This is a genomic window from Pantoea stewartii (assembly GCF_011044475.1).
In the GTDB taxonomy this organism is placed as follows: Bacteria; Pseudomonadota; Gammaproteobacteria; order Enterobacterales; family Enterobacteriaceae; genus Pantoea; species Pantoea stewartii.
In genome coordinates, this window is the sequence record NZ_CP049115.1 from 3,778,620 (window position 1) to 3,802,746 (window position 24,127).

The following is a 24,127-nucleotide window of genomic DNA, read 5'->3' on the forward strand; positions in this document are numbered from 1 at the left end:
GGTTTACAACCGGCCGTAAAACGTCAGGCGGGCCGTTTCCGACAGGGCGATGCCGGGCGCGGTATTGTAGGCCAGCACCGCCAGCATGCGCGTGACGTCGCCTTCTGTGGGCGTCACGCGATGCAGTGAATTTCGCCCACGAAACAGTACCAGGTCACCGGCATCCATAGCCAGTTCATCGACGGGGTGCTGTTCATCGAGCACGGCGGCCACGCCCGCGTAATTCATTTCGCCCGCATCAGCATCCCGCAGGTCTTTCACATACTGAAACCGTCCACCGCCCAGCGGTTTCTGCACCAGCAACGTGATGGCAAACGAGGAGTTATCAAAATGCCACCCCAGCTCTTTATCCTGTGGCGCATAGTGCAGGTTAATCGAAGACAACGGGTCGGCGTAGGGATACAGCGCCTCTTCGTCCAGCACTTCGCATAAGAAAGACTGAAACAGCGCATCGTCATACAACTGACGCAGCGGGGAATCCGCTGCAATCATATCGTCCGTAATGCACCCTTTGGTGCTGTTCACTTCGCGGTTGCGTGGATGGCTGTCGCTGAAGCCGGCCTCCGTTTTCATCAGGTAAACGTTGTGCTGACTGACAGTGTAATAAGCCCGATCGCGCTGCGCATTGCCTTCTGCGACGATGGCCTGCAGGGCGGCAGGCTGCAAAAAATGACGCAACACCAGCGCGCCGTGTTGATTAAGTTGCCTGCGACAGTCTTGACGCCAGGCGTGGTCGGTCAGAGGATGTAAGTCAGTGCGTACCAGGGCTTTGGGCATCGTCGCGGTCTCATAATGAAGGGATGAATTGTCACACTAGCCTGCCCGGCATCAGCTGAATACCAATAAATCGTTAATACCCTGATAAGGAATGCTTAATGCCCAACCCGTCATCGCGCTTGCCTAAAATCAACGTGATTCAGTCATTTAAAGTGGCTGCGGAAACCGGCAGCCTGACCAGGGCCGCGGCACAGCTGGCCTTAACCCCTGCGGCGGTGAGCCAGCAAATTCGCCAGCTTGAAGATCATCTTGGCTGCGTCCTGTTTTTACGTACGCAACAGGGCGTGATGCTGACGGAGACGGGCAAGCAGTATCTTCGCTATGTCACGGAAGCCTTTGCGGTTCTCCAGCTTGGTCAGCGTAACATAGGACGCACTGAGACCGCCGCACAGCTTACGCTTTACACGCTGCCGGCGCTGGCGTCGAAATGGCTGTTGCCACATCTGTGCCGCTGGCGTGAACGCTGTCCGGATGTCAGTCTTTCCTTACATGGCACGCACGCGGAGGTGGATTTTGCTCAAACGCCGGCCGACTTTGTGATGTGTTTCGGCGAGGAGGCGTATCCCAGACTGAATAAAGCGTATCTGTTTCATGATGAGGTGCTCCCGGTCGCCAGCCCGCGGCTGATCGACGCCTTTTCCCGCGAGGATCTGTTACGGCATGCGCCGCTGATTCATCTCGACTGGGGCAAAGAAGGGCGCTTTTTGCCAGACTGGTCGGGCTGGTTTGTGGCGAAAGGAATGGCTGTGCCAGCAGCTCGTCCAGCCATGACCTTTAACCTGACCTCGCTGGCGATTGATGCCGCCGTGGCCGGCGCTGGTGTGCTGCTGGGGCAGCGCCGGATGATCGCCCAGGCGCTGGACCGGGGCGAACTGGTCATTGTAGATGCGCTCGCGTTGCCGCTCAGCAAGCCCTATTATCTGGCCTGGCCGAATCGCACGCTGAACCAGCCTGGCGCAGAGGCAATGATCGCCTGGTTAGGCGAGCTCGCCGCCCTGTAGGGCGGCGTAGGGGTTGCAGTTGAGCGCTTTCGCGGCGTGAAGCGTTAGACTCAGGCCTCCCGGCCTTAACATATGACTGCTCCGCCGGGCTTAGCTCATCAGACTGACCTGCGCTGCTACGATGCGCCAGCCCTGCGGAAACTTCACCCAGGTCTGTTGCTGACGGCCAATTTTCTCCGTGCCCGCCCGGGTAAATTCGGTGCTGCACACCGCATACGCGTCACCAAACGTGGTGATCACCGTATTGCGCAGCGTGCGGTCCAGCCCCGCCGACGGTCTTGCCGCGCGAAACGCGCGGATTTCATCGATGCCGTACAGGTTCTCGCCAGCGCCTAAGCGCACGGTCCGCGGATCGTGCCAGAACAGCTCATCCAGGACGGCAATGTCGTTGCCCGTCAGCGCCTTTTCATAACGGTAGAACGCGGCGGTAACGGCGTTCAGCACCTCGGGAAGATTAATCGCGTCAGTATTCATTGTGCTCCTGCCCTGCGGGTGGGCGAAAATGTCAGTCCTTGCTGTTCAAGGGCACAGGCTGCGCGTAAGACAGCCTGTTCGTTAAAGGGGGCGCCAATTAACTGTACGCCAATCGGTAAACCGCTCGCCGTCGTCAGCGGCACAGTACAGACGGGAAGTCCAAGGAAGGAGATCGGCTGCGTCAGCATGCCCATGCTGGCTTTCGTCGGCAGATTCTGCCCGTTAATGGCAATCGTTTCCTGACCAATTAACGGCGCGCTACATGGCGTGGCAGGGGCGATAAGCACATCGTACTGCGCAAACAGCGGGACGACCTGCTGCTGAAAGTGGCGGCGGAAGCGCTGGGCCTGAACATACCATGCCGCAGGCAGCATCGCACCAGCCAGCAGGCGTTCACGCGAATGGGGCTCAAACAGGTCGGGCTGCTGACGCAGCGCAGGCAGGTAATGATTGCCGCCTTCAGAGGCGGTCATAATAAAGGCGGCCGAGCGCGCTAACTCAGCCTCCGCGATTACCACGTCGTCCTGAGCCTGTAACGCCTGCGCCACCTGTAATTGCGCCGCGCGGGCATCATCATTACACCAGGTCGAAAAGAAGCCGCCCAGTACGGCGCAGCGCAAATCCTGTGCACCGTTTTTCAGCTGCGGTAAGGTGGCTGCCAGCGGGCGATCGGCCTGGAAGGCATCCGTGCTGTCGTGCCCTTGCAGCAGATCGTAAACCAGGGCCAGATCGTCCACCCGACGGGCAAAGGGACCGATATGATCCAGGCTGGCGACAAACGGATGGCTGCCGCTGCGGGATAAGCGGCCAAAAGTCGGTTTCAGGCCAAAAATCCCACACAGGGAAGCCGGGACGCGGATTGAGCCGTTGGTGTCCGTCCCCAGCGAGAAAGGCACCAGTCCCGCTGCCACGGCGGCGGCCGAACCGCCGGATGAGCCGCCCGCAATGCGCGCCAGATCATGCGGGTTGTGCGTCGCCCCGTAGTGGGTATTTTCGGTGGTAAAACCGTAGGCATAGGCATCCATGTTGACCATGCCGGAAAGCAGGGCACCGGCCTGCTGAAGTTGGGTGATGGCAAAGGCATCCCGGGTTGCGGCCGGACGCTGACGAAACAGTCTGGCCCCCGCCAGGGTAGTGTACCCCTGCACGTCAAACAGGTTTTTTACCGCATAGGGAATGCCCGCCAGCGGCGGCAAGATCTCGCCGCGCAGGCGTTGCTTGTCTATCGCATCCGCTTCCTGCACCATCCGCGTTGCGGTGATATCCGTCCAGGCATTAAGCTGCGGATTCTGTTTCTCAATCGCGGTCAGTGTCTGCTCCGCCACTTCACGGGCGCTGATATCACCGTGCTGAATCGCCTGCTGAAGTGCCTGAATGGAAACCTCGTCTGGTCTCATGCTTTGTACACTCCTGCGACTTCGAGCCGGTCGTCCAGCGGATAAGCCATCAACGGGGCCGCCATATCGGCAATGCGCGTCATCTGTTGTAGCAGGGCGACACGGCGATCCTCGTCCAGTTCCACGTTCAGGATTTGCTCCATTTGGGCAATATAGGCTGCCCAGTCACTCTGATTCATGATTTACTCCTGTCAGAAACCGGCGGCGCTGCCGTTGCTGCGCGGATCGCTTGCGCCTTCAAACATACCGTTGTTGTGACGAACAATGGCACCTGCATGGCCGACGGCCTCACTGTAGGCCGGCAGCGACTCCACGTCATGTCCTAACGCACGTAGCGCCTCCAGGGTGTCGGGCGCGAAGCGACTTTCCAGTTTGAGCGAGTCCGACAGCTGGCCCCAGGTCCGCCCCAGCAGCCAGCGAGGTGCGCTAACGGCCTGCTGCAGCGGCAGGCGCTGAATAACATGGCGGGTAAAAATGGCTGCCTGAGTTTGCGGCTGGCCATCGCCGCCCATGGAGCCGTATACCATGGTGCGACCATCCTTCAGGCGTGCGGCGGCAGGATTCAGCGTATGGAAGGGTTGTTTACCGGGCGCCAGCGCCAGCATATGGTCGGGATCGAGGCTAAAAGCCGCGCCCCGGTTTTGCCAGACAAGTCCGGTGCCGGGCACCACTACACCGCTGCCAAACTCATGATAAATACTTTGGATAAAGGAAACGGAAAGCCCGCTGCTGTCCATCACGCCCATCCAGACGGTATCGCCAGGCCCGCGACCGGTTCCCCAGGGCGCAGCGCGATCATCCTGAATCTGGCTGGCGAGGGTGGCGAGGGTTTCGCCGTCAAGCAGTGCCTGCAGATCCTCAACCACATGGCGGGGATCGGTAATATGCTGATCCCGAAGGGCAAACGCTTTTTTGGTGGCTTCGACGATACGGTGGATCGTCTGCACCTCATCTGCGTTCGCCATGTCCAGATGATCCGTGATGCCCAGTATGGCCAGCGACACCATACCTTGTGTCGGTGGCGTGATATTCCAGATATCGCCTTCGCTGTGGCGAATATGGAGCGGCGTGACGCGGCGAGCCCGTTGCTGCTGTAAATCCGCCAGGGTGATGGGAATGCCCAGATTGACCATTTCTTCCGCAAGGTGCTGTGCCAGCGTGCCGCGATAAAAACTGTCCAGACCTTCTTCGCTCAGCAGGCTCAATGTACGGGCTAAATCAGGCTGGGTGAAACGGCTGCCTTCCGCTGGCACATCGCCGTCCGGTAAAAACGTGGCGGCAAAGCCAGGCAGATGCTGTAGCTCGTCGCGCTTCGTCCGCGTCGCCGCGGCTTGTGAGGCGGTGACGGGAATGCCATCGGCAGCATAGCGAACAGCATCGCGGAGTAAGCGCGGTAAAGGCAGGGTGGTTCCCCCCAGTTCTGCGGACAGGTCCAGTGCCGCCTGCCAGCCGCTCACCGTGCCCGCCACCGTCAGGGCCGCTTTAGGCCCACGATGAGGGATATGGGTTTCCCCCTTATAGAAGTCAAAATTCGCCAGCGAACCCGCTCTGCCACTGCCATCAATGCCAACCGGATCGCCTTTGCCTGGCATGATCAGCCAGAATCCGTCACCGCCCAGCCCATTCATGTGCGGATAGACCACCGCAATCGTCGCCGCGGCGGCCACCATGGCCTCAATCGCGTTCCCCCCTTCCCGCAGTACCGCCAGCGCACTTTCACTGGCCAGATGATGCGGCGTCACGGCCATGCCTAACGGGGCCAAATTGCTCTGAATCATGCTCTTCTCATTCTGTTTTTCAGGGTACAAAGCAAAAAGTTAAGCAAGAGCCGTTCCAGTTTTTAAGAAGACAACGTCTCTGGACAGGTTTATCTGGCCCAAATTATGCTAGCTTCTGTGGCAATCCCGCGATTGAAACAAAAGTTACAGGACCTGAATGAAACAGCTTGATGAGCGACTCAGAACGCATTACCCCCAGCTTTCGCCGCAGGAGCAGCGTATAGCCGACTTTATTTTTGACCACTTTGATGACCTGATTAGCTATAACAGTGCCGAGCTGGCACGCCTGAGCGGTGTCTCAAAAGCCACGGTGAGCCGACTGTTTAAGCGCCTGGGCTATGACAAATATAAAGACATGCGCGATGAGCTCCGTACCCTGCGCCAGAGCGGTATGCCGTTAACGGATAACCGGGATGCGGTACAGGGAAATACCCTGCTGTCGCGGCATTACAAGCAGGAAATGGCCAATCTGACACAATGGGTTAACAGCATTGATCCCCAGCAATTCGCCGATGTCATCGCCCAGCTGGCGCAGGCAAAGCGTATCTATATTGTTGGCATGCGTAATGCCTATCCGGTGGCGCTGCATCTACGTCAGCAGCTCATTCAGACGCGTGCTCAGGTGCATATTCTGCCCCAGCCGGGCCAGACGCTGGCAGAGGATTTGGTGGACATCACGCCGGAGGACATGGTGGTCGTGATTGCGTTTCGCCGCCGCACCCGCATTATTCAGCCGTTAATGCAGCAGCTGCAAAGCGCAAGGATTCCGGTACTGGCGCTGTGTGAGCCCCAGGCGCAGAGCGTGATTTCACTGGCGCGCTGGCAGTTTTGCGCCCCGCTGGACAGCGTCTCCGCCTTCGACAGCTACGCCTCGGCCATGAGCCTGGTGAACCTGCTCGCCAACGCCTTGCTGCATGAATTACTGGCGCTGGGGCGGCCGCGTATTCACCAGATTGCCGATCTTTATCAGCACCTTGATGAGCTGGAGCACCGTTAGCAGGCACCATTTTGGTGCTTTGCCCCTTTTTGGACCGTCTCCCGGGGTGACTCGGGAATCGCATCACGCTTAGTAAAAGCCGCCATTTCAGCGTTAATCCGCATTTATCCCCCACCCGTTGCGTTGGCACATTAGTTGCAGAATGCCAATCATAAGAATCTTTTGTTTCACATAATCTCACCGGGGTGCATAATGAAAAAAGTATTAATGGCCGTTGTCGCGGCAGCCGTACTGATGGCACAGGCAGGCAGCGTGCTGGCGGATCAACTGCAGGACATCCAGAAACGCGGCGTACTGCGGGTGGCAGTGCCGCAGGATTTCCCACCGTTTGGCTCCGTGGGGACCGATCTGCAACCGCAGGGCTATGACATCGACATGGCAAAGTATCTGGCCAAACAGATGAAACTTAAGTTGCAACTGGTGCCGGTCAGCAGTGCCAACCGTGTGCCTTATCTGCAGACGGACAAGGTGGATCTGGTGATCTCCAGCATGGGGAAAAATCCTGAGCGTGAAAAGGTAATTGATTTCAGCCGGGCTTACGCGCCGTTCTTTCTGGGCGTTTTTGGACCTAAAGGCGATCATCTGAAAGATCCCGCGGCGCTGAGCGGCAAGTCGGTGGGTGTCACCCGTGGTGCGGTGGAAGATATGGTGCTGAGCGAGGTGGCGCCGAAAGACGCGCAGGTGAAACGTTATGAAGATAACAACACCACGTTATCAGCCTACCTCTCCGGACAGGTGCAGTATGTCGCTACCGGCAACCTGGTCGTCGCAGCCATTACGCGTCAGAACCCGGCTAAAGCCCCTGTTGCGCAGTTCATGCTGAAAGACTCGCCGTGCTATATCGGACTGAAAAAAGACGAGCCGGCACTGAAAGAGAAAGTGAATGCGCTGATCGACCAGGGCATTAAAGACGGCACGCTGAACAAAATGTCCGAAGAGTGGCTGAAAGCGCCGCTGCCAGCCAACCTGGGCGCATAAGGACGGGGCAATGACCGGGCAACTTAATTTCCCTGCATTGTTGCCGTACTGGCCGGAGTTGCTCTCCGGCCTGTGGGTAACGATCCAGTTAACGGTGCTGGCGACGGTCGGCGGCGTCAGTATCGGCATTATCGGCGCGGCGCTGCGCAGCGGTAAACCCAGTTGGTTAAGCCGCCTGTGGGGCATCTATGTCGAACTGATTCGTAATACGCCGTTTGTGGTGCAGCTGTTCTTTATTGTGTTCGGTTTACCCAACCTGGGGCTGAAACTCACCGCAGGGGAAGCCGCACTGCTGGCGATGCTGGTTAACCTGGGTGCCTATAGCACGGAAATTATCCGGGCGGGCATTCAGGTCACGCCAAAAGGGCAGTGGGAAGCCGGTCGGGTGCTGGGATTAACGCGCAGCCAGACCTTTCTGCGCGTGGTGTTGCCACCGTCGCTGCAACGGATTTATCCGGCGCTGGTGAGTCAGTGCATCATTGTGATGCTGGGATCGTCGGTCGTCTCGCAGGTCTCCTACGAGGAGCTGACCTTTGCCGCCAACCTGATTCAGTCACGCACGTTTTTGAGTTTCGAAGTCTACTCGGTGACCACGTTGATCTACCTGGCGTTGTCGATAGTAATGCGTCAGCTGCTGCTGGCGATTGGCCGCAAGTGGCTGGGGGTGCAGGCATGATGACAACCTTTACCGACTGGGACATCGTGCGCAACCTGCTGCTGGCCGCGCGCTGGACGATTGCCCTGTCGCTGGTGGCCTTTTTAGGCGGTACGCTCGTGACGTTACCTCTGCTGTTTTTACGTCTGTTAAAGCGTAAATGGCTGACGCGAATCATTCGCGCGTACACCGAGCTGTTCCAGGGCACACCGCTGCTGATGCAGCTGTTTCTGGCTTTCTTTGGCGTCGGGCTGTTTGGCATCGACGTTGCGCCCTGGACCGCTGCGTCGCTGGCGCTGACCTTTTATACCAGCGCCTATTTGCTGGATATCTGGCACGGCAGTATTCAGGCGCTGCCAAAAGGGCAGTGGGAAGCGTCACGCTGCCTCGGCCTGAACTTTGGTCAGACGCTCACGCGGGTGATTGCGCCTCAGGCGATCCGCATTGCGATTGCCCCGACAGTGGGGTTTGCTGTGCAGGTGATTAAAGGCACCGCGCTGGCCTCCATTATCGGATTTGTCGAGCTGACCAAAGCCGGCACCATTTTGAATAACGTGACCTACCAGCCGTTTAAAGTCTTTGGGCTGGTGGCACTGGGCTACTTCCTGATGTGTTATCCGCTGTCGCGTTACAGCCAGTATCTGGAGAAAAAATTCAATGCCGCTCATCACCATTAATCAGGTCCAGAAGTATTACGGCACCAACCATGTTTTGAAAGGCGTGGATCTGGATATCGATATGGGAGAAGTGATCTCGATTATCGGTCGCAGCGGTTCCGGCAAAAGTACACTGCTGCGCTGCATGAACGGGCTGGAAGGCTATCAGGATGGCAGCATTAAACTCGGCGGCATGACCATCACCGACCGCGACTCACAGGCGCGCGAAATCAGCCGCTCCGTAGGGATGGTATTTCAGAACTTCAACCTGTTCCCACATATGACGGCGCTGGAAAACGTCATGCTGGCACCGCGTCGGGTTCTGAAAAAAAGTCAGGCCGAGTGCCGCGAACTGGCAGCCCGTATGCTGGAAAAAGTGGGGCTGGGCGAGCGGCTGGATTATTACCCGTCCAGCCTGTCAGGCGGACAGCAACAGCGCGTAGCCATTGCCCGCGCACTGGCCATGGAACCCCGGGTATTACTGTGTGATGAGATCACCTCAGCCCTGGACCCGGAGCTGGTCGGCGAAGTGCTGAAAGTGCTGGAGCAACTTGCCGCCGAAGGCATGACGTTAATTCTCGTCACCCATGAAATGAACTTCGCCCGCGATGTGGGCGATCGTGTGGTCTTTATGCATCAGGGGCGCGTCTGGGAACAGGGGGAAAGCAAAACACTGTTTGCCCATCCGCAGACGGCGGAGCTAAAGCAGTTTATTTCCTCTGTGCGTCTGTGAGTGCTTAACAAGGAATTCACTATGGATATCTCTCAATTTTCGCAAATTAATCCGCCTCAGCGCCTGTTAATGGGCCCCGGTCCGATCAACGCCGATCCGCGTGTGCTGCGCGCGATGTCGAGCCAGTTGCTCGGACAATATGATCCGGCGATGACCCATTACATGAATGAAGTGATGGCGCTCTATCGCGGCGTGTTCCGCACCGAAAACCGCTGGACGCTGCTGATCGACGGTACCTCACGCGCCGGTATTGAAGCGATCCTGCTGTCGGCGATTCGCCCTGGCGATAAGGTGCTGGTGCCAGTCTATGGCCGTTTTGGTCATCTGCTGTGTGAAATTGCCCGTCGCTGCCGGGCCGATGTGCACACCATTGCGGTGCCGTGGGGAGAGGTGTTTACGCCCGATCAGATCGAAGATGCGATTAAAAAAGTAAAACCGCGTTTGCTGTTGACCGTACAGGGCGATACCTCAACCACTATGCTGCAGCCGCTGGCGGAGCTGGGGGCGATCTGCAAAAAATATGGTGTGCTGTTTTACACCGATGCCACGGCGTCGCTGGCGGGCAATGCGCTGGAAACCGATGCATGGGGCCTGGACGCGGTGTCCGCCGGCATGCAGAAATGCCTGGGTGGTCCGTCAGGAACTTCGCCGATCACGCTGAGCGATGAGATGGCAGCGGTGATCCGCCAGCGCAAATGCGTAGAGCAGGGGATCCGCACGGATGCGCACCAGGATGGCGATGACGAGATGATCTACTCCAACTATTTCGATCTCGGCATGATCATGGATTACTGGGGCCCGGAACGCCTCAATCATCACACTGAAGCGACCAGCGCCCTGTTCGGCGCGCGTGAATGCGCGCGTCTGATTCTGCAGGAAGGGCTGGATAACGGGATTGCGCGCCACAAGCTGCACGGCGAAGCGATGTTAAAAGGCATTCAGGGGATGGGGCTGGAAACCTTTGGCGATCTCAGCAACAAAATGAGTAACGTGCTGGGCGTAGTGATCCCTCAGGGCGTCAATGGCGATGAGGTCCGTAAGCTGATGCTGGAAGATTTCGGCATTGAAATCGGCACGTCGTTTGGTCCGTTGCACGGCAAAGTCTGGCGCATCGGCACGATGGGTTACAACGCGCGCAAAGACTGCGTGATGCAAACCCTGGCCGCGCTGGAAATGGTGTTGTCGCATGTCGGTCACCGCACGCCACAGGGCGCGGGCTCGCAGGCGGCATGGAACCACTACGGGAGCCATGCATGATGATGAATGCCAGCGAGGCTCAGGTTGCCGCCCGGCGCGTGATGGCGCGCTGTGATGCGCTGGCTGAGATCAGTGAAAGCGAACAAGGGCTGACACGGGTTTATCTGTCGCCGGAACACCTGCGTGCCAACGCGCGCGTCGGTGAGTGGATGCAGGCCGCCGGTATGACGGTCTGGCAGGATGAAGTCGGCAATATCTGCGGCCGCTACGACGCCGCCCAGCCTGGCGCACCTGCGCTGCTGCTGGGCTCGCATCTGGACACGGTTCGTAATGCGGGCCGCTATGACGGCATGCTGGGCGTGCTGAGCGCGATTGAAACCGTGCAGTGGCTCCACGATCGCCAGCGTCGCCTGCCCCTGGCCATTGAAATCATCGGCTTTGGTGATGAAGAAGGCACGCGTTTTGGCATTACCCTGCTGGGCAGTCGCGGCATTACCGGCACCTGGCCTGACAGCTGGCCGACCCATCCTGACGGCAATGGCATTACGGTGGCACAGGCGATGCAGGATGTCGGCCTGGACGCCAGCCAGATCTCACGCGCCGCGCGTAACGTCAGCGACATCGTGGCCTATCTTGAACTGCACATAGAGCAGGGGCCTTGCCTGGAGCAGGAAGATCTCGCGTTGGGTGTGGTTACCGCGATCAACGGTGCCCGTCGCCTCAATTGCTGTTTCACCGGTGAGGCCGGTCATGCCGGAACCGTACCCATGGCGCATCGTAAAGACGCGCTGGCCGCTGCCGCAGAGTGGATGGTATTCATCGAGCATACCACGCGCGAGCAGACTTCACCGCTGGTCGCCACAGTGGGCTCGCTGAACTGCGCGCCGGGCGCGGTGAACGTCATTCCGGGGGAGGTGCATCTGTCGCTAGATGTGCGTGGACCCGAGGACGCGCCGCTTGAATCGTTGCTGTCCTCGTTGCTGACCCAGGCGGAAGCCATTGCACTACGTCGCGGTTTAACCTTTAGCGCGCAGGAGTATTACCGTATCGCGGCAACGGCCTGCGATGCCGGATTGCAACAGGCGCTGAGCCACGCGGTAGAAACCGTTCAGGGACGCTGCCTGGCGCTGCCCAGCGGTGCGGGTCATGATGCTATTGCCATTGCAGAGCGCTGGCCGGTGGGGATGTTGTTCGTGCGTAACCACCGCGGCATCAGCCACCATCCGGCAGAATCGGTGAATGAAGCCGATGTCGCGCCAGCGGTTCAGGCCTATTTGCAGACGATTTGCCACCTTGCGGAGCAGCATTAATATGGATCTGGAGACCTTTAACCAGTTACCGGAAGCCGCTGCACAGCTTGCCCTGTCCCACTGCGTTGCGCTGCCGCACTGGCAGCTGGCGCTGGTGGCGGCCCGCCCGTTTCACAGCCTTGATGCCCTGCTGGCTGAAGCACAACGGCTGACACAGGACTGGCAGGAGGACGATCTGAATCAGGCGCTCTCCGCTCATCCACGTATCGGGGAAAAGGCGCAGGGCAATGAGAAGGAAAAACAGTTGTCGCGTAGCGAACAGGCGGCCATGCAACACGCAGACGACGCGTTACATCAGGCCATGGTGCGGGGCAATCAGGCATATGAGGCGCGCTTTAATCGGGTATTTTTGATTCGGGCCAAAGGACGCAGCGCACAGATGCTGCTTGATGAACTCACGCGGCGGCTGGACAACAGCCCGGAAACCGAGCAACAGGAAGCCCTGGCGCAGTTGCGGGAAATCACCCTGCTGCGCTTAAAGGAGAGTTTTTCATGAGCACCATCAGCACTCACATTCTGGATACGGCGCTGGGAAAACCCGCGCCGGGCGTTGCCATGTTGCTGGAACAGCACACGGCACAAGGCTGGACTCCCTGTGCACAAGGCGTCACAGATAACGATGGTCGTCTGAAGGATCTGACGCCTGAGCCACTTGCGCCGGGGCAGTACCGCCTCACGGCAGATATTGGCGCCTACTTTCGCGCGGACGGACGGGAAACCTTATACGTCAGCGCACAAATTGATTTTGTCCTCACGGAAAGCGGCAGCCATTACCACTTGCCCTTTTTGATATCCCCCTGGAGCTGGTCCACCTATCGCGGCAGCTGACGGGTCCATCGGGCGCAGCTTTTTTTTCGCTGCGCTTGAAAGCTAATGGCTATCAATACCTTCGGCCCATCCGACTATATTCCTGCTAACGCCAGGGTTATCTTAGCGATGACAATGTGAAGGCAACGGAGCCGATAATGAGCACGCCAAAAGATAATGATGTAGCCGCTTCAGGTAAATGTCCCTTTCATCACGGTAAATCGGAAGAAGAAAGCGTTCTGGCTCGTGGAGCCGGTAGTGGTACCAGCAATCGCGACTGGTGGCCAAATATGCTGCGCGTGGATCTGCTGAACCAGCACTCCAACCGCTCTAATCCCCTCGGCGAAAACTTCAACTACCGCGAAGAGTTCAGCAAACTGGACTATTCCGCACTGAAAGCCGATATCCGGGCGTTGCTCACCGACTCCCAGTCATGGTGGCCTGCCGACTGGGGCAGCTACATTGGTCTGTTCATCCGCATGGCGTGGCACAGTGCCGGCACATACCGCACTATCGATGGCCGTGGCGGCTCCGGTCGTGGTCAGCAGCGTTTCGCGCCGCTGAACTCCTGGCCTGACAACGTCAGCCTGGACAAAGCCCGTCGCCTGCTGTGGCCGGTCAAACAGAAATACGGCCAGAAAATTTCCTGGGCCGACCTCTATATTCTTGCGGGTAACGTTTCGCTGGAAAACTCAGGTTTCCGTACCTTTGGTTTTGGTGCCGGTCGTGAAGACGTCTGGGAACCGGATATGGACGTGGACTGGGGTAACGAAACCGAGTGGCTGGCCCACCGTCATCCCGAAAGTCTGGCTAACGCCCCGCTGGGCGCAACCGAAATGGGGCTGATCTACGTGAACCCAGAGGGGCCTGAAGCCAGCGGCGATCCGGCGTCTGCCGCGCCAGCGATTCGCGCCACCTTTGGCAACATGGGCATGAACGATGAAGAGATTGTCGCGTTGATCGCAGGCGGGCATACGCTGGGTAAAACCCACGGTGCGGCGGCGGCCAGCCATGTTGGCGTCGATCCGGAAGCGTCACCCATCGAAGCTCAGGGCTTTGGATGGAACAACAGCTACGGCAGCGGTGTCGGTGCCGATGCGATTACGTCGGGTCTGGAAGTCGTCTGGACGCAGACGCCAACTCAGTGGAGTAACTACTTCTTTGAGAACCTGTTTAAATATGAGTGGGTGAAAACCCATAGCCCGGCAGGGGCCATTCAGTATGAAGCCGTTAACGCAGAAGCCATTATTCCGGACCCGTTCGATCCTGAGAAAAAGCGTAAACCCACCATGCTGGTTACGGACCTGACGCTGCGTTTTGATCCGGAGTTCGAGAAAATCTCTCGTCGTTTCCTTAACGATCCGCAGGCCTTTAACGAAGCCTTCGCCCGCGCCTGGTTTAAACTGACGCACCGCGATATGGGGCCAAAAGCACGTTACATCGGGCCAGAAGTGCCGAAAGAAGATTTACTGTGGCAGGATCCGTTACCGCAGCCGACTCATCAGCCCACGCCAGCGGATATCAGTGAGCTGAAGGCGAAAATCGCGGCGTCAGGTCTGAGCGTGAGCCAGCTGGTTTCAGCGGCCTGGGCATCGGCATCAACCTTCCGGGGTGGCGACAAACGTGGCGGAGCGAACGGTGCCCGTCTGGCCCTGGCACCGCAGAATAGCTGGGCTGTGAACGCCAGCGTGATTAACGACGTGTTACCGAAACTGCAGCAGATTCAGCAGGAATCCGGCAAGGCCTCGCTGGCTGACGTCATCGTCCTTGCGGGCAGCGTCGGTATCGAAATGGCCGCCGCCGCTGCGGGCGTGGCCGCGCAGGTCCCCTTTACGCCAGGTCGTGTGGATGCTCGTCAGGATCAAACCGATGTCGAATCCTTTAACGTGCTTCAGCCGCTGGCGGACGGATTCCGTAACTATCGTCGCGTGAAAGGCGGCTCGTCAACCGAAACCCTGCTGCTGGACAAAGCACAGCAGCTGACGCTGAGCGCGCCGGAACTGACGGTGTTACTGGGTGGTCTGCGTGTGCTGGGGGCCAACTTTGACGGCAGCCATCATGGCGTCTTTACTGACCGCGTCGGCGTCCTGAGTAACGACTTCTTCGTAAACTTGCTGGATATGCGCACCGCCTGGCGTGCGACCGACAGCAGTGAAGAGATCTTTGAAGGCCGTGACCGTCAGAGTGGCGAAGTCAGGTTCAGCGCCACGCGTGCCGATCTGGTGTTCGGTTCCAACGCCATCCTGCGCGCCCTGGCGGAAGTCTATGCCAGCAGCGATGCGAAACAGAAGTTTGTTACTGACTTCGTGGCGGCCTGGACAAAAGTGATGAATCTGGACCGTTTCGACCTGCAATAACTGACTGAAGCGCCCCCGGCCTGGCCGGGGGCGCTTTTATTCTGCCAGCGTAAAGCCATCCGCATCGCGCCACGCCGGAAACCGCTCGCGATAAGCCTGCAGATCGGCAAGCGACAGCGACGTCTCAACCTTACCTGCCGTAAAGGGCTCACCTGCAGCCAGCACCTCGCCTTGCGGTGAAATAATTCGGCTGTCCCCACTGTACTGATGTTGGTTGCCATCGCTGCCCACGCGATTGCAGCCCGCGACAAACGCCTGATTCTCAATCGCCCGGGCCAGCAGTAGCGCCTGCCAGTGCAGCGCGCGCGGCGCAGGCCAGTTGGCCACATACAACGCCAGATCGTAGTCATTTTGGTTGCGCGAAAAGACCGGAAAGCGCAGGTCGTAACAGATTTGCGGCAAAATGCGCCAGCCGCGCCACTGAATCACCGTGCGCGCCGTGCCCGCGACGTAATGCTGCTGCTCATCCGCCATGCGAAACAGGTGTCGCTTGTCATAGTGATGCAGCGTGCCATTCGGCTCAACCAGTAAAAAACGGTTCACGGCACCCGCTGGCGTATGTATCGCAGCACTGCCGCCCACCAGCGCATTCGTGCGCTTCGCATGGCGGTGTAACCATGTCACGACCTGCTGTTGCGGCAGGGCCTGCTGTGCAGCCTCCATCGCAAAACCGGTGGTGAACATCTCCGGCAGAATAATCACATCCCGGTCTGTCATGTCAGCCAGCAGATTATCGAAATGGCGCAGGTTAGCCTCGCCATCCATCCACGTCAGCGGCGCTTGCAACAACGTAATGGCTAGAGACGACATAAGCGCTCCGCTGCGGCGTCGAGCGTCGCTTCCTGTTTTGCAAAGCACAGCCGGATCAGTTTGTGTGGGAAAGGCGCTTCACAGAAGACCGACAGCGGGATCGCGGCCACGCCCACTTCGCGCGTCAGCCACTGGCAAAACTGCACGTCATCCAGCGCCGATATAGCGCTGTAGTCCGCCAGCAGGAAGTAGGTGCCTTCGCACGGTAAAATGCGGAAACGGCTACGGCTCAGTGCCTGTATCAGCCGGTCTCGGCGCGCGCGATAGAAGTCGGGCAGCTCACGATAATGTTCAGGATGCTGGCGCAGCATATCGGCAATCGCCAGCTGAGCGGGTGTGTTGACGGAAAAAGTGAGGTACTGATGGATCTTGCGGATTTCTGCGCTGATCGCCGCGGGGGCGACGCAGTAACCCACTTTCCAGCCGGTCATGTGAAAGGTTTTGCCAAACGAGGAAACCGCCACCGCACGTTGACGCAGTTCGGGGTGCTCCAGCACGCTTGCATGACCGTCCTGGGCAAAACAGATGTGCTCATAAACCTCATCGCTCAGCACATAGATTTCCCGGTCAGCAATCGCCTGCCATAAGGCCGCATAGTCCGCCTGGTGCCAGACGCTGGCCGAGGGATTATGTGGCGTATTTAAGATAACCAGTCGGGTTTTATCGCTTAACAGCGCGGAGAACGCCGGCCAGTCAACTGCAAACGTGGGCGGCTGCAGGGTGAGGCGTTTCAGTACGCCGCCCGCCAGTTGCACCGCGGGCGCATAGCTGTCGTAACTGGGATCGAAGCAGATCACCTCGTCACCCGGGCGAACCAGGGCAGTGATCGCGGCATACAGCGCTTCGGTTGCGCCTGCGGTCACGGTGATATCGCTGTTCACATCGGGACGATAGTCGTACAACGCAGCGGTCTTTTCGGCAATGGCTTCGCGTAACGGTTGTGCGCCGGTCATGGGGGCATACTGATTGGCACCCTGACTGACATGATAAGCCAGCCTGTCCTGCAGGTAGCGCGGACCATCAAAATCCGGAAAACCCTGGGAAAGATTGATGGCGTTATGCTGCTGTGCCAGCGCGCTCATCTGCGTGAATATCGTGGTGCCGAGGGCGGGTAACTTGCTCTCAGGCGTGAGGATGGATTGCGTCATGATTAGGTTGCCTTACGCGCAAAAACGGTTACGGAGAAACGCTGAGTTGCTGCCACTATAAACAGGATGCTAGTATTTGGCAATCAAGACGCTTAGACGGCTAAAAGGAAGAGTAATGTCCGATTCTCATGCTTTAGATCAGCTGGTTGCCGCCTGTCACTGGATAGGTGCGAAGGGCTGGGCGCCCGCCACCGGCGGCAATATGTCGGTGCGCCAGGATGCGCATTTCTGCCTGCTCAGCGAGTCAGGCAAAGATAAAGGCAGCCTGACGCGGGATGACTTTATTCAGGTCGACATTGCCACCAGCCAGGCCCCCTCGGGTCGCAGGCCTTCTGCCGAGACCGCACTGCACACGCTGATCTACCGCCTGTTTCCGGAGGCGGGCGCAGTACTGCATACGCACACGGTCAATTCCACCGTTCTGTCGCGCGTAGAGCAGGGCGCGGCGCTACTGCTGTACGGCTATGAGATGCAAAAGTCGCTGAGCGGTCAGTCCACGCATGAGGATACCGTGGCGATTCCGGTGTTTGATAACCGCCAGGATGTTGCCGCGCTGGCGTCAGAAATTGAAGATTATGCAGCCCGTTTTCCGCTGCGTTACGGCTTTCTGCTGCGTGGCCATGGCCTGACCTGCTGGGGCAACGATGTGGCAGAAGCGCGCCGCCATCTGGAAGGGCTGGAGTTTTTATTTGAATGCGAACGTCAACGTCGCTTGCTGGAGAAGGCATGATTAAGGCCATTGTTACCGATATTGAAGGCACCACCAGCGATATCCGTTTTGTACATAACGTCCTGTTTCCCTATGCCCGTGCCCATCTGGCCGACTATGTGCGCCAGCATCAGGCGCAGCCCGCCGTTCAGGACGCGCTCAATGCCGTGCGTACGGAGGCCGGACAGCCCGATGCCGACGTCGACAGCGTGATCGCCATCCTGTTTTCTTACATGGATGAGGACCGCAAATCGACCGGCCTGAAAGCGCTGCAGGGGATGATTTGGCGCGAGGGCTATCTGAGCGGGCGTTTTACGGGGCACCTTTATCCGGATGTCCTGCCTGCGCTCACGGCCTGGCACGCGCAAGGCATTAAACTTTATATATATTCCTCTGGCTCGGTTGCCGCGCAGAAATTGTTATTTGGCTACAGCGATGAAGGTGATATTACTGGTTTGTTTAGCGGTTACTTTGATACCCACGTGGGCGCCAAGCGCGAGGTGGCATCGTATCAAAACATCGCGGCGCAAACGGGCTTGCCGGCCGGACAATTGCTGTTCCTCTCTGATATTCATCAGGAGCTGGACGCCGCCAGACAGGCTGGCTGGCACACGTTGCAGCTGATTCGTGACGCGGCGGATGATGACAGCCATCATCGTCAGGTCGCTGATTTTTCTCAGATTAACCCGGAGTCGATTTGAAATGAGTGCACTGACCATTTTTAGCGATAGCGATCCGAGCCAGCCGTTGTGGCACAGCACCGATCCCGAGGCGATCCGTGAGCGTCTGAACGCCAAAGACGTTCGCTTCGAGCGCTGGCAGGCAGACCGCGATCTGGGCGAGAATCCCGATGCGGAAACGGTGATCAACGCCTATCAGCACGCTATTGACCGCCTGGTCGCCGAAAAAGGCTATCAGAGCTGGGACGTCATCAGTATGCGGGCAGACAATCCGCAAAAAGACGTGCTGCGCCAGAAATTCCTCTCAGAACATACGCACGGTGAAGACGAAGTGCGGTTCTTTGTCGAAGGCGCCGGGCTGTTCTGCCTGCATCTGGACGGTGAAATCCTGCAGATCCTGTGCGAAAAGAACGATCTGATCTCGGTGCCCGCAGGCACGCCGCACTGGTTTGATATGGGATCATCCCCGCATTTCACGGCGATTCGTATTTTTGATAATCAGGAAGGCTGGATCGCCAACTTCACAGGCGACAGGATCGCCGATGCCTATCCGCGCCTGGCGTAATCATGACGGTGCGTTCTGCGGGCGGCTGACTCAGCCGCCCGTTTTGTTTACTGTGGCTGAAAAACACCAGCAGCCACCTGCGCCGGTGTAATCACGCCGGTATCCAGTACCCAACCACTGATGAGCGCCGCAGGCGTGACATCAAAGGCCGGATTAGAAACCTGCGCATCCGCGGGTGCCCACTGCACGCTGCCGAAGCTTCCCGACACACCGGTAACTTCACTGGCGGCACGCTGCTCAATCGGGATGGCATCCCCCGTCGGGCATTGACGATCCAGCGTGGTATGCGGCGCGGCAACATAAAACGGAATACCATGATAGTGCGCCAGTACCGCCAGGCTGTAGGTGCCGATTTTATTCGCCACGTCACCATTGGCGGCAATACGATCCGCGCCGACCCAGACAGCATCAACCTTGCCCGCCGCCATCAGGCTGGCGGCCATCGAATCCGTGATCAACTGGTAAGGCACACCCAGCTCGCCCAGTTCCCAGGCGGTTAAGCGTCCTCCCTGCAACAGTGGGCGCGTTTCATCAACCCAGACATTGTGAACATGGCCTTGTTGATGCGCACGCGCGATAACGCCCAGTGCCGTACCCACACCCGCAGTCGCCAGACCGCCGGTGTTGCAGTGGGTTAACAACTGACTGCCGGGTTTGACCAGCGCACTGCCGGCATCGGCGATGCGATCGCACAGCTGTTTATCCTCATGCACCAGACGCAACGCTTCTTCCACCAGGCTCGTTGCCATTTCTGGCTGCGCCAGCGCCTGTTTCATACGATCAAGGTTATTCATCAGGTTTACGGCAGTAGGGCGGGCGGCCCGCAGGGTGTCCAGCGATTGCGCCAGTTGCTCGCGTGATTCCCCCTGTTCTGCCAGCAGAGCCAGCAGCAGTGATGCAGATAAACCAATTAACGGCGCGCCGCGCACCCGCAGGGCATGAATATGGTCAACCAACTGCGCCACAGTATGGGCGGGCAGCCAGTTCTTTTGCTGAGGCAGGGCCTGCTGATCCAGTATCCAGAGCTGGTTGTTGCGAACCTGTAAGCTTGTGGTTTGGAATGTCTGCATTGTCGGTGAAATCCATGTTGCGTTGATGACGGATATTGTGCCAACATGCGTAACGGATGTATAGACGTCTGAACGGCTTGTTACGAAAGATTAATCAGCTCCGGCGCACACCGGCGTTTGTTGATGAGGAAAGGTCAATGTCGCAATACCGTACGTTCACCGCTGCTGATGCGGTTGAATATGCCAAACAGTTTGGTGGGCTGGAAGATCCCTCGGTTTTACGCAGTGCGGAAGAGATTGGTGATGGTAACCTCAACCTGGTGTTCAAAATTTACGACGACCAGGGCAACAGCCGCATTGTGGTCAAGCAGGCGTTGCCCTATGTGCGCTGTGTGGGCGAATCCTGGCCGTTAACTCTTGATCGTGCGCGTATTGAAGCGCAGACGCTGGTCGAGCATTACAAATATTGCCCGCAGCACACGGTCAACGTCACGCATTACGATGCAGACCTGGCGGTGATGATCATGGAAGATCTGTCCAGTCACCGTATCTGGCGCAGCGAGCTGGTGAAGGGCGCTTACTATCCGGAGGCGCCGCGTCAGCTTGGCGAATATCTGGCCCAGACGTTGTTCCATACTTCAGACTTCATCCTGCATCCGCATGTGAAAAAAGCCGAAGTGGCGCGCTTTATCAATCCCGAACTGTGTGAAATCACAGAAGATCTTTTTTTCAACGATCCCTATACCGACCATGTGCGTAACAGCTATCCCGAGGCGCTGGAACCCCTGGTGGCATCGCTTCGTACCGATGAGGCGCTGCGCATTGCTGTCGCCGGGCTGAAGCACCGTTTCTTCAGTCATGCAGAAGCCTTACTGCATGGCGATATCCACAGCGGCTCCATTTTTGTGGCTGACGGTAGCTTAAAAGCGATCGACGCAGAGTTTGGCTATTTTGGACCGATGGGATTTGATGTCGGTACGGCATTGGGCAATCTGCTGATTAACTACTGTGGCTTACCAGGGCTGCTGCCGCCCCGTGAAGCCGCGGATGCGCGCGAGCAGCGCCTGAGCGACGTGCATGATGTCTGGCAGACCTTTGAAACGCGTTTTCTGGCGCTGGCGGAGAGCAAGACGCAGGATGTGGCCATGGCTTATCCCGGCTATGCGCAGGCGTTTCTGCGTAAAGTGTGGGCAGATACCATTGGCTATTGTGGCACCGAACTGATTCGCAGAACCGTTGGCATGTCGCATGTGGCGGACATGAAACTGATTCGGGATGAGGAGATGCGGACTGACTGCATTCGCAATGCGATTACCCTGGGCCGCACCCTGATTCTGGCGGCCGGGCATGTGGACGATGTGGATGCACTGATTGCCCGCATCCGTCAGGCGGGATAAAAAAAGGCCGATGTGATGTCGGCCTGATGGGTTATGCCGCCTCGCTGGGGCGCGCGGGCTTAGTCACATCCTGTCTGACCGGCACGGCCAGCGCATCGGCCTCAAACTCGTCCACGTTGATTGAACGCAGACGGCTCTCTTCGGCACGCTTCAGCACCTCTGCCTCTTTCTGATCGATCCAGCCCTGTTCCAGCGCCTGTTTAGCCAGCGCATCCAGGCGCGTAAACGAGAGGTGTTTTTTCTGCTGTTTGCACAGGCGATCGTGAATCACCTCAGCCGCCATCACATCCTGTAGCGCCTGCTCTAACTGGCCCGCCGGATTATGCTCGCTGGGAGCCAGATACTGACCACGACCTAAGCGCGTACGCGTCGCCGACGGCACCTGCAGCATTTTTGCCAGCTTATGATCCAGGCGATCGGACGGTGCCGGGCAGTGCTGACCACCGGCAAAGACCACCAGGCGCATGACGCCAGCGACCAGACGGTTCGGGAAGTTGCTCAGCAGATCGTCCATAGCTTTCTCGGCTTTGTGCAAGGCATCCTGCACGCCCCAGTGCACCAGCGGCAGATCGGCTTCATGACGGCCTTCATCCTCATAACGTTTCAGCGTCGCCGAGGCCAGATACAGCTGGCTCAGCACATCGCCCAGGCGGGCTGACATACGTTCGCGACGTTTCAGGCTACCGCCTAACACCGCCATGGACACGTCAGACAGTAACGCCAGATTGGCACTGATACGGTTCAGGTGCTGATAATAGCGACGGGTGGCATCACGCGTTGGCGCGGCGCTGGTGCGTCCGCCCAGAAGGCCCAGCCACAGGCTGCGCATCGCATTGCTGCCAACGTGGCCAATATGGCTAAACAGCGCCTTATCAAAGCCCGCCACATCATTGCTGGCGGCGGCCGCCATTTCCTGCAACACATACGGATGGCAGCGGATAGCACCCTGGCCAAAGATGATCATACTGCGGGTCAGGATATTCGCGCCTTCCACGGTAATGGCGATAGGGGCACCCTGATAAGCCCGGGCCAGGAAGTTGCTGTCGCCCAGCATGATACCTTTACCCCCGGCAATATCCATTGCATCGATAATTGACTGTTGGGCGCGGTGGGTACAGTGATATTTCACAATCGCAGACAGCACCGCAGGTTTCTCGCCCTGCATAATGCCGGTGGTAATCAGCGTCGCGGCAGCGTCCATCACATAGGCATTACCAGCAATGCGCGCCAGGGGCTCTTCAATCCCTTCCATTTTACCGATAGACAGTTTGAACTGACGGCGGATATGCGCATAGGCGCCTGTGGCCAGCGCTACGCTTTTCAGGCTGCCGGTTGAGTTAGACGGCAGGGTGATTCCACGGCCCACCGACAGACATTCCACCAGCATCCGCCAGCCCTGTCCGGCCATTTCCGGGCCACCGATAATGAAATCGATCGGCACGAAAATATCTTTACCGCGGGTTGGGCCATTCTGGAACGGTACGTTAAGCGGGAAATGGCGATGGCCGATTTCCACGCCCGGTGTGCTGGTGGGGATCAGGGCGCAGGTAATGCCCAGTTCGTCTTTGTCGCCCAGCAGATGGTCGGGATCGGAAAGTTTAAACGCCAGGCCCAGCACAGTGGCAATCGGGGCCAGCGTAATATAGCGCTTGTTCCAGGTAAGGCGCATGCCCAGCACCTGCTGGCCCTGCCACTCGCCCATGCACACAACGCCCGTATCCGGAATCGCTCCCGCATCTGAACCTGCTTCCGGGCTCGTCAGGGCGAAACAGGGGATTTCATCGCCACGCGCCAGACGCGGTAGATAGTGGTCTTTCTGTTTTTCCGTTCCGTAATGTTGCAGCAGTTCGCCAGGGCCCAGTGAGTTAGGCACGCCCACGGTAATCGCCAGAATGCCTGAGACGCCGGCCAGTTTCTGCAACACGCGCGCCTGTGCATAGGCAGAGAACTCCAGGCCGCCGTACTCTTTCTTGATGATCATGGCAAAGAAGCGATGGGCTTTCAGATGCGCCCACAGTTCTGGCGGCATATCGGCCAGTTCATGGGTAATCTGGAAATCATTCGCCAGACGACAGGCTTCTTCTACCGGCCCGTCAAGAAACGCCTGTTCTTCCGGTGTCAGTCGCGGTTGCGGGTAGTTATGCAGTTTCTGCCAGTCGGGTTTGCCCTGAAACAGGTCGCCTTCCCACCAGGTAGTGCCCGCATCGATCGCCTCTTTTTCCGTACGAGACATCGGCGGCATCACCTGCTGAAAGCGGTGCAGCATTGGTTTGGAAAACAGGCTGCGGCGCAGGCTGGTGAGATTCAGCGGTAACAGGATAATCGCCAGCGGCACAAGCAGCCACGGCGTCCAGAGATGGACCACCGCCATTGCTGCGGTCCACAGCAACAGGATGACGCTGCTGAGCAGCAGCGAGATGCGGTGATAGAACAGTGCGCCAGTCAGCAGCACTGTCGCAAGAATCGAGACAACCATCATAATGAAGTGCTCCGTAAGTAGTAAGAGGTCTGACCTGTTATGATGAAGGTGTAATTCAGATGAGGGCATTTATCAATTTGTTTACATCGCAATTACAACCTGACTCACAAAATCAGCGAAAGCGCGAGCAACGCCCGGGCTGTGGTCGGGAAAAAGCGCGGCGCGAAAAGGATCCGGCGGTGTGATGCTATGCGTGCGTCAGCCATTCCGTT

Annotated in this window: 24 protein-coding genes; 15 read left to right on the forward strand and 9 right to left on the reverse strand. The window is 58.2% G+C overall.

The features are described from left to right. Positions 1 to 3 precede the first annotated feature (3 nt). Complete coding sequence (locus G5574_RS17740) at positions 4 to 777, reverse strand: HalD/BesD family halogenase (RefSeq protein ID WP_164482984.1); 774 nt, start codon at positions 775 to 777, stop codon at positions 4 to 6. A 98-nt stretch (positions 778 to 875) separates the two neighbouring features. On the opposite strand from G5574_RS17740, the gene G5574_RS17745 reads away from it, so the two are divergent. Beyond that, the gene (locus G5574_RS17745) at positions 876 to 1,778 is read left to right on the forward strand and encodes a LysR substrate-binding domain-containing protein (protein ID WP_164482985.1); all 903 of its coding nucleotides are present in this window, start codon (positions 876 to 878) and stop codon (positions 1,776 to 1,778) included. A gap of 90 nt (positions 1,779 to 1,868) precedes the next feature. On the opposite strand, the gene hpxZ is transcribed toward G5574_RS17745, so the two are convergent. The 4 genes from hpxZ to G5574_RS17765 are packed head-to-tail and all read right to left on the reverse strand — an operon-like array spanning position 1,869 to position 5,427. Continuing rightward, positions 1,869 to 2,252 carry an oxalurate catabolism protein HpxZ gene (gene hpxZ / locus G5574_RS17750; protein WP_006118021.1) on the reverse strand — a complete coding sequence of 128 codons (384 nt, stop codon included), beginning with the start codon at positions 2,250 to 2,252 and terminating at the stop codon, positions 1,869 to 1,871. Beyond that, positions 2,249 to 3,649 (reverse strand): AtzE family amidohydrolase, encoded by a 1,401-nt coding sequence (locus G5574_RS17755; protein ID WP_164482986.1) that lies wholly within the window; start codon positions 3,647 to 3,649, stop codon positions 2,249 to 2,251. Before G5574_RS17755 ends, hpxZ begins: the two co-directional genes overlap by 4 nt. Beyond that, entirely contained in the window at positions 3,646 to 3,828 is a 183-nt protein-coding gene (gene hpxX, locus G5574_RS17760; RefSeq protein WP_033738521.1) for an oxalurate catabolism protein HpxX, read from the reverse strand. Before hpxX ends, G5574_RS17755 begins: the two co-directional genes overlap by 4 nt. 12 nt (positions 3,829 to 3,840) lie before the next feature. Further along, positions 3,841 to 5,427, reverse strand: coding sequence for a gamma-glutamyltransferase family protein (locus G5574_RS17765; RefSeq protein ID WP_006118024.1), 1,587 nt, complete (start codon positions 5,425 to 5,427; stop codon positions 3,841 to 3,843). A 157-nt stretch (positions 5,428 to 5,584) separates the two neighbouring features. Between G5574_RS17765 and hpxU the strand changes: the two genes are divergently transcribed. The 10 genes from hpxU (at position 5,585) to katG (ending at position 15,117) form a co-directional block, all read left to right on the forward strand. Then, a complete protein-coding gene (hpxU, locus tag G5574_RS17770; protein ID WP_033738523.1) occupies positions 5,585 to 6,424 on the forward strand; it encodes a MurR/RpiR family transcriptional regulator HpxU in 840 nt (279 codons plus the stop codon). A gap of 192 nt (positions 6,425 to 6,616) precedes the next feature. Then, positions 6,617 to 7,402, forward strand: a complete 786-nt coding sequence (locus G5574_RS17775) for a transporter substrate-binding domain-containing protein (protein WP_006118026.1) — start codon at positions 6,617 to 6,619, stop codon at positions 7,400 to 7,402. 10 nt (positions 7,403 to 7,412) lie between these two features. Continuing rightward, positions 7,413 to 8,078 (forward strand): amino acid ABC transporter permease, encoded by a 666-nt coding sequence (locus G5574_RS17780; protein WP_006118027.1) that lies wholly within the window; start codon positions 7,413 to 7,415, stop codon positions 8,076 to 8,078. Next, positions 8,078 to 8,734, forward strand: coding sequence for an amino acid ABC transporter permease (locus tag G5574_RS17785; protein WP_033738775.1), 657 nt, complete (start codon positions 8,078 to 8,080; stop codon positions 8,732 to 8,734). The genes G5574_RS17780 and G5574_RS17785 overlap by 1 nt, the downstream gene beginning before the upstream one ends. Further along, positions 8,715 to 9,446 (forward strand): amino acid ABC transporter ATP-binding protein, encoded by a 732-nt coding sequence (locus G5574_RS17790; RefSeq protein ID WP_164482987.1) that lies wholly within the window; start codon positions 8,715 to 8,717, stop codon positions 9,444 to 9,446. The genes G5574_RS17785 and G5574_RS17790 overlap by 20 nt, the downstream gene beginning before the upstream one ends. Positions 9,447 to 9,467: 21 nt before the next feature. After that, positions 9,468 to 10,703, forward strand: coding sequence for a pyridoxal-phosphate-dependent aminotransferase family protein (locus G5574_RS17795; RefSeq protein ID WP_164482988.1), 1,236 nt, complete (start codon positions 9,468 to 9,470; stop codon positions 10,701 to 10,703). Then, positions 10,700 to 11,953 carry an allantoate amidohydrolase gene (gene hpxK, locus G5574_RS17800; protein WP_164482989.1) on the forward strand — a complete coding sequence of 418 codons (1,254 nt, stop codon included), beginning with the start codon at positions 10,700 to 10,702 and terminating at the stop codon, positions 11,951 to 11,953. Before G5574_RS17795 ends, hpxK begins: the two co-directional genes overlap by 4 nt. A 1-nt stretch (position 11,954) precedes the next feature. Further along, positions 11,955 to 12,449, forward strand: coding sequence for a 2-oxo-4-hydroxy-4-carboxy-5-ureidoimidazoline decarboxylase (gene uraD / locus G5574_RS17805; RefSeq protein ID WP_164482990.1), 495 nt, complete (start codon positions 11,955 to 11,957; stop codon positions 12,447 to 12,449). Further along, positions 12,446 to 12,781, forward strand: a complete 336-nt coding sequence (uraH, locus tag G5574_RS17810; RefSeq protein ID WP_006118033.1) for a hydroxyisourate hydrolase — start codon at positions 12,446 to 12,448, stop codon at positions 12,779 to 12,781. Before uraD ends, uraH begins: the two co-directional genes overlap by 4 nt. A 137-nt stretch (positions 12,782 to 12,918) precedes the next feature. Next, on the forward strand, positions 12,919 to 15,117 hold the full coding sequence (gene katG / locus G5574_RS17815; protein ID WP_164482991.1) for a catalase/peroxidase HPI: 2,199 nt from the start codon (positions 12,919 to 12,921) through the stop codon (positions 15,115 to 15,117). Positions 15,118 to 15,153: 36 nt separating this feature from the next. Here katG and G5574_RS17820 read toward each other — a convergent pair whose 3' ends face one another. Then, positions 15,154 to 15,927, reverse strand: a complete 774-nt coding sequence (locus G5574_RS17820) for an amidohydrolase (RefSeq protein WP_164482992.1) — start codon at positions 15,925 to 15,927, stop codon at positions 15,154 to 15,156. Further along, on the reverse strand, positions 15,915 to 17,075 hold the full coding sequence (locus G5574_RS17825) for a pyridoxal phosphate-dependent aminotransferase (protein ID WP_164482993.1): 1,161 nt from the start codon (positions 17,073 to 17,075) through the stop codon (positions 15,915 to 15,917). The genes G5574_RS17820 and G5574_RS17825 overlap by 13 nt, the downstream gene beginning before the upstream one ends. Before the next feature lie 115 nt (positions 17,076 to 17,190). Between G5574_RS17825 and G5574_RS17830 the strand changes: the two genes are divergently transcribed. From G5574_RS17830 to G5574_RS17840, 3 genes are read left to right on the forward strand one after another with little or no spacing between them, the layout of a single operon-like run. Then, positions 17,191 to 17,805, forward strand: a complete 615-nt coding sequence (locus G5574_RS17830) for a methylthioribulose 1-phosphate dehydratase (protein WP_006118037.1) — start codon at positions 17,191 to 17,193, stop codon at positions 17,803 to 17,805. Further along, positions 17,802 to 18,485 carry an acireductone synthase gene (gene mtnC, locus G5574_RS17835; RefSeq protein WP_164482994.1) on the forward strand — a complete coding sequence of 228 codons (684 nt, stop codon included), beginning with the start codon at positions 17,802 to 17,804 and terminating at the stop codon, positions 18,483 to 18,485. Before G5574_RS17830 ends, mtnC begins: the two co-directional genes overlap by 4 nt. 1 nt (position 18,486) lies before the next feature. Further along, positions 18,487 to 19,029, forward strand: coding sequence for a 1,2-dihydroxy-3-keto-5-methylthiopentene dioxygenase (locus G5574_RS17840; protein ID WP_039338570.1), 543 nt, complete (start codon positions 18,487 to 18,489; stop codon positions 19,027 to 19,029). A 47-nt stretch (positions 19,030 to 19,076) separates the two neighbouring features. On the opposite strand, the gene mtnA is transcribed toward G5574_RS17840, so the two are convergent. Further along, positions 19,077 to 20,099, reverse strand: a complete 1,023-nt coding sequence (mtnA, locus tag G5574_RS17845) for an S-methyl-5-thioribose-1-phosphate isomerase (RefSeq protein WP_033738539.1) — start codon at positions 20,097 to 20,099, stop codon at positions 19,077 to 19,079. 137 nt (positions 20,100 to 20,236) lie between these two features. On the opposite strand from mtnA, the gene mtnK reads away from it, so the two are divergent. Continuing rightward, positions 20,237 to 21,436 (forward strand): S-methyl-5-thioribose kinase, encoded by a 1,200-nt coding sequence (gene mtnK, locus G5574_RS17850; RefSeq protein ID WP_039338567.1) that lies wholly within the window; start codon positions 20,237 to 20,239, stop codon positions 21,434 to 21,436. A gap of 31 nt (positions 21,437 to 21,467) precedes the next feature. On the opposite strand, the gene fadE is transcribed toward mtnK, so the two are convergent. After that, positions 21,468 to 23,915: an acyl-CoA dehydrogenase FadE gene (gene fadE / locus G5574_RS17855; protein WP_006118042.1), complete on the reverse strand. Its 2,448-nt coding sequence runs from the start codon at positions 23,913 to 23,915 to the stop codon at positions 21,468 to 21,470. Positions 23,916 to 24,127: the final 212 nt, after the last annotated feature.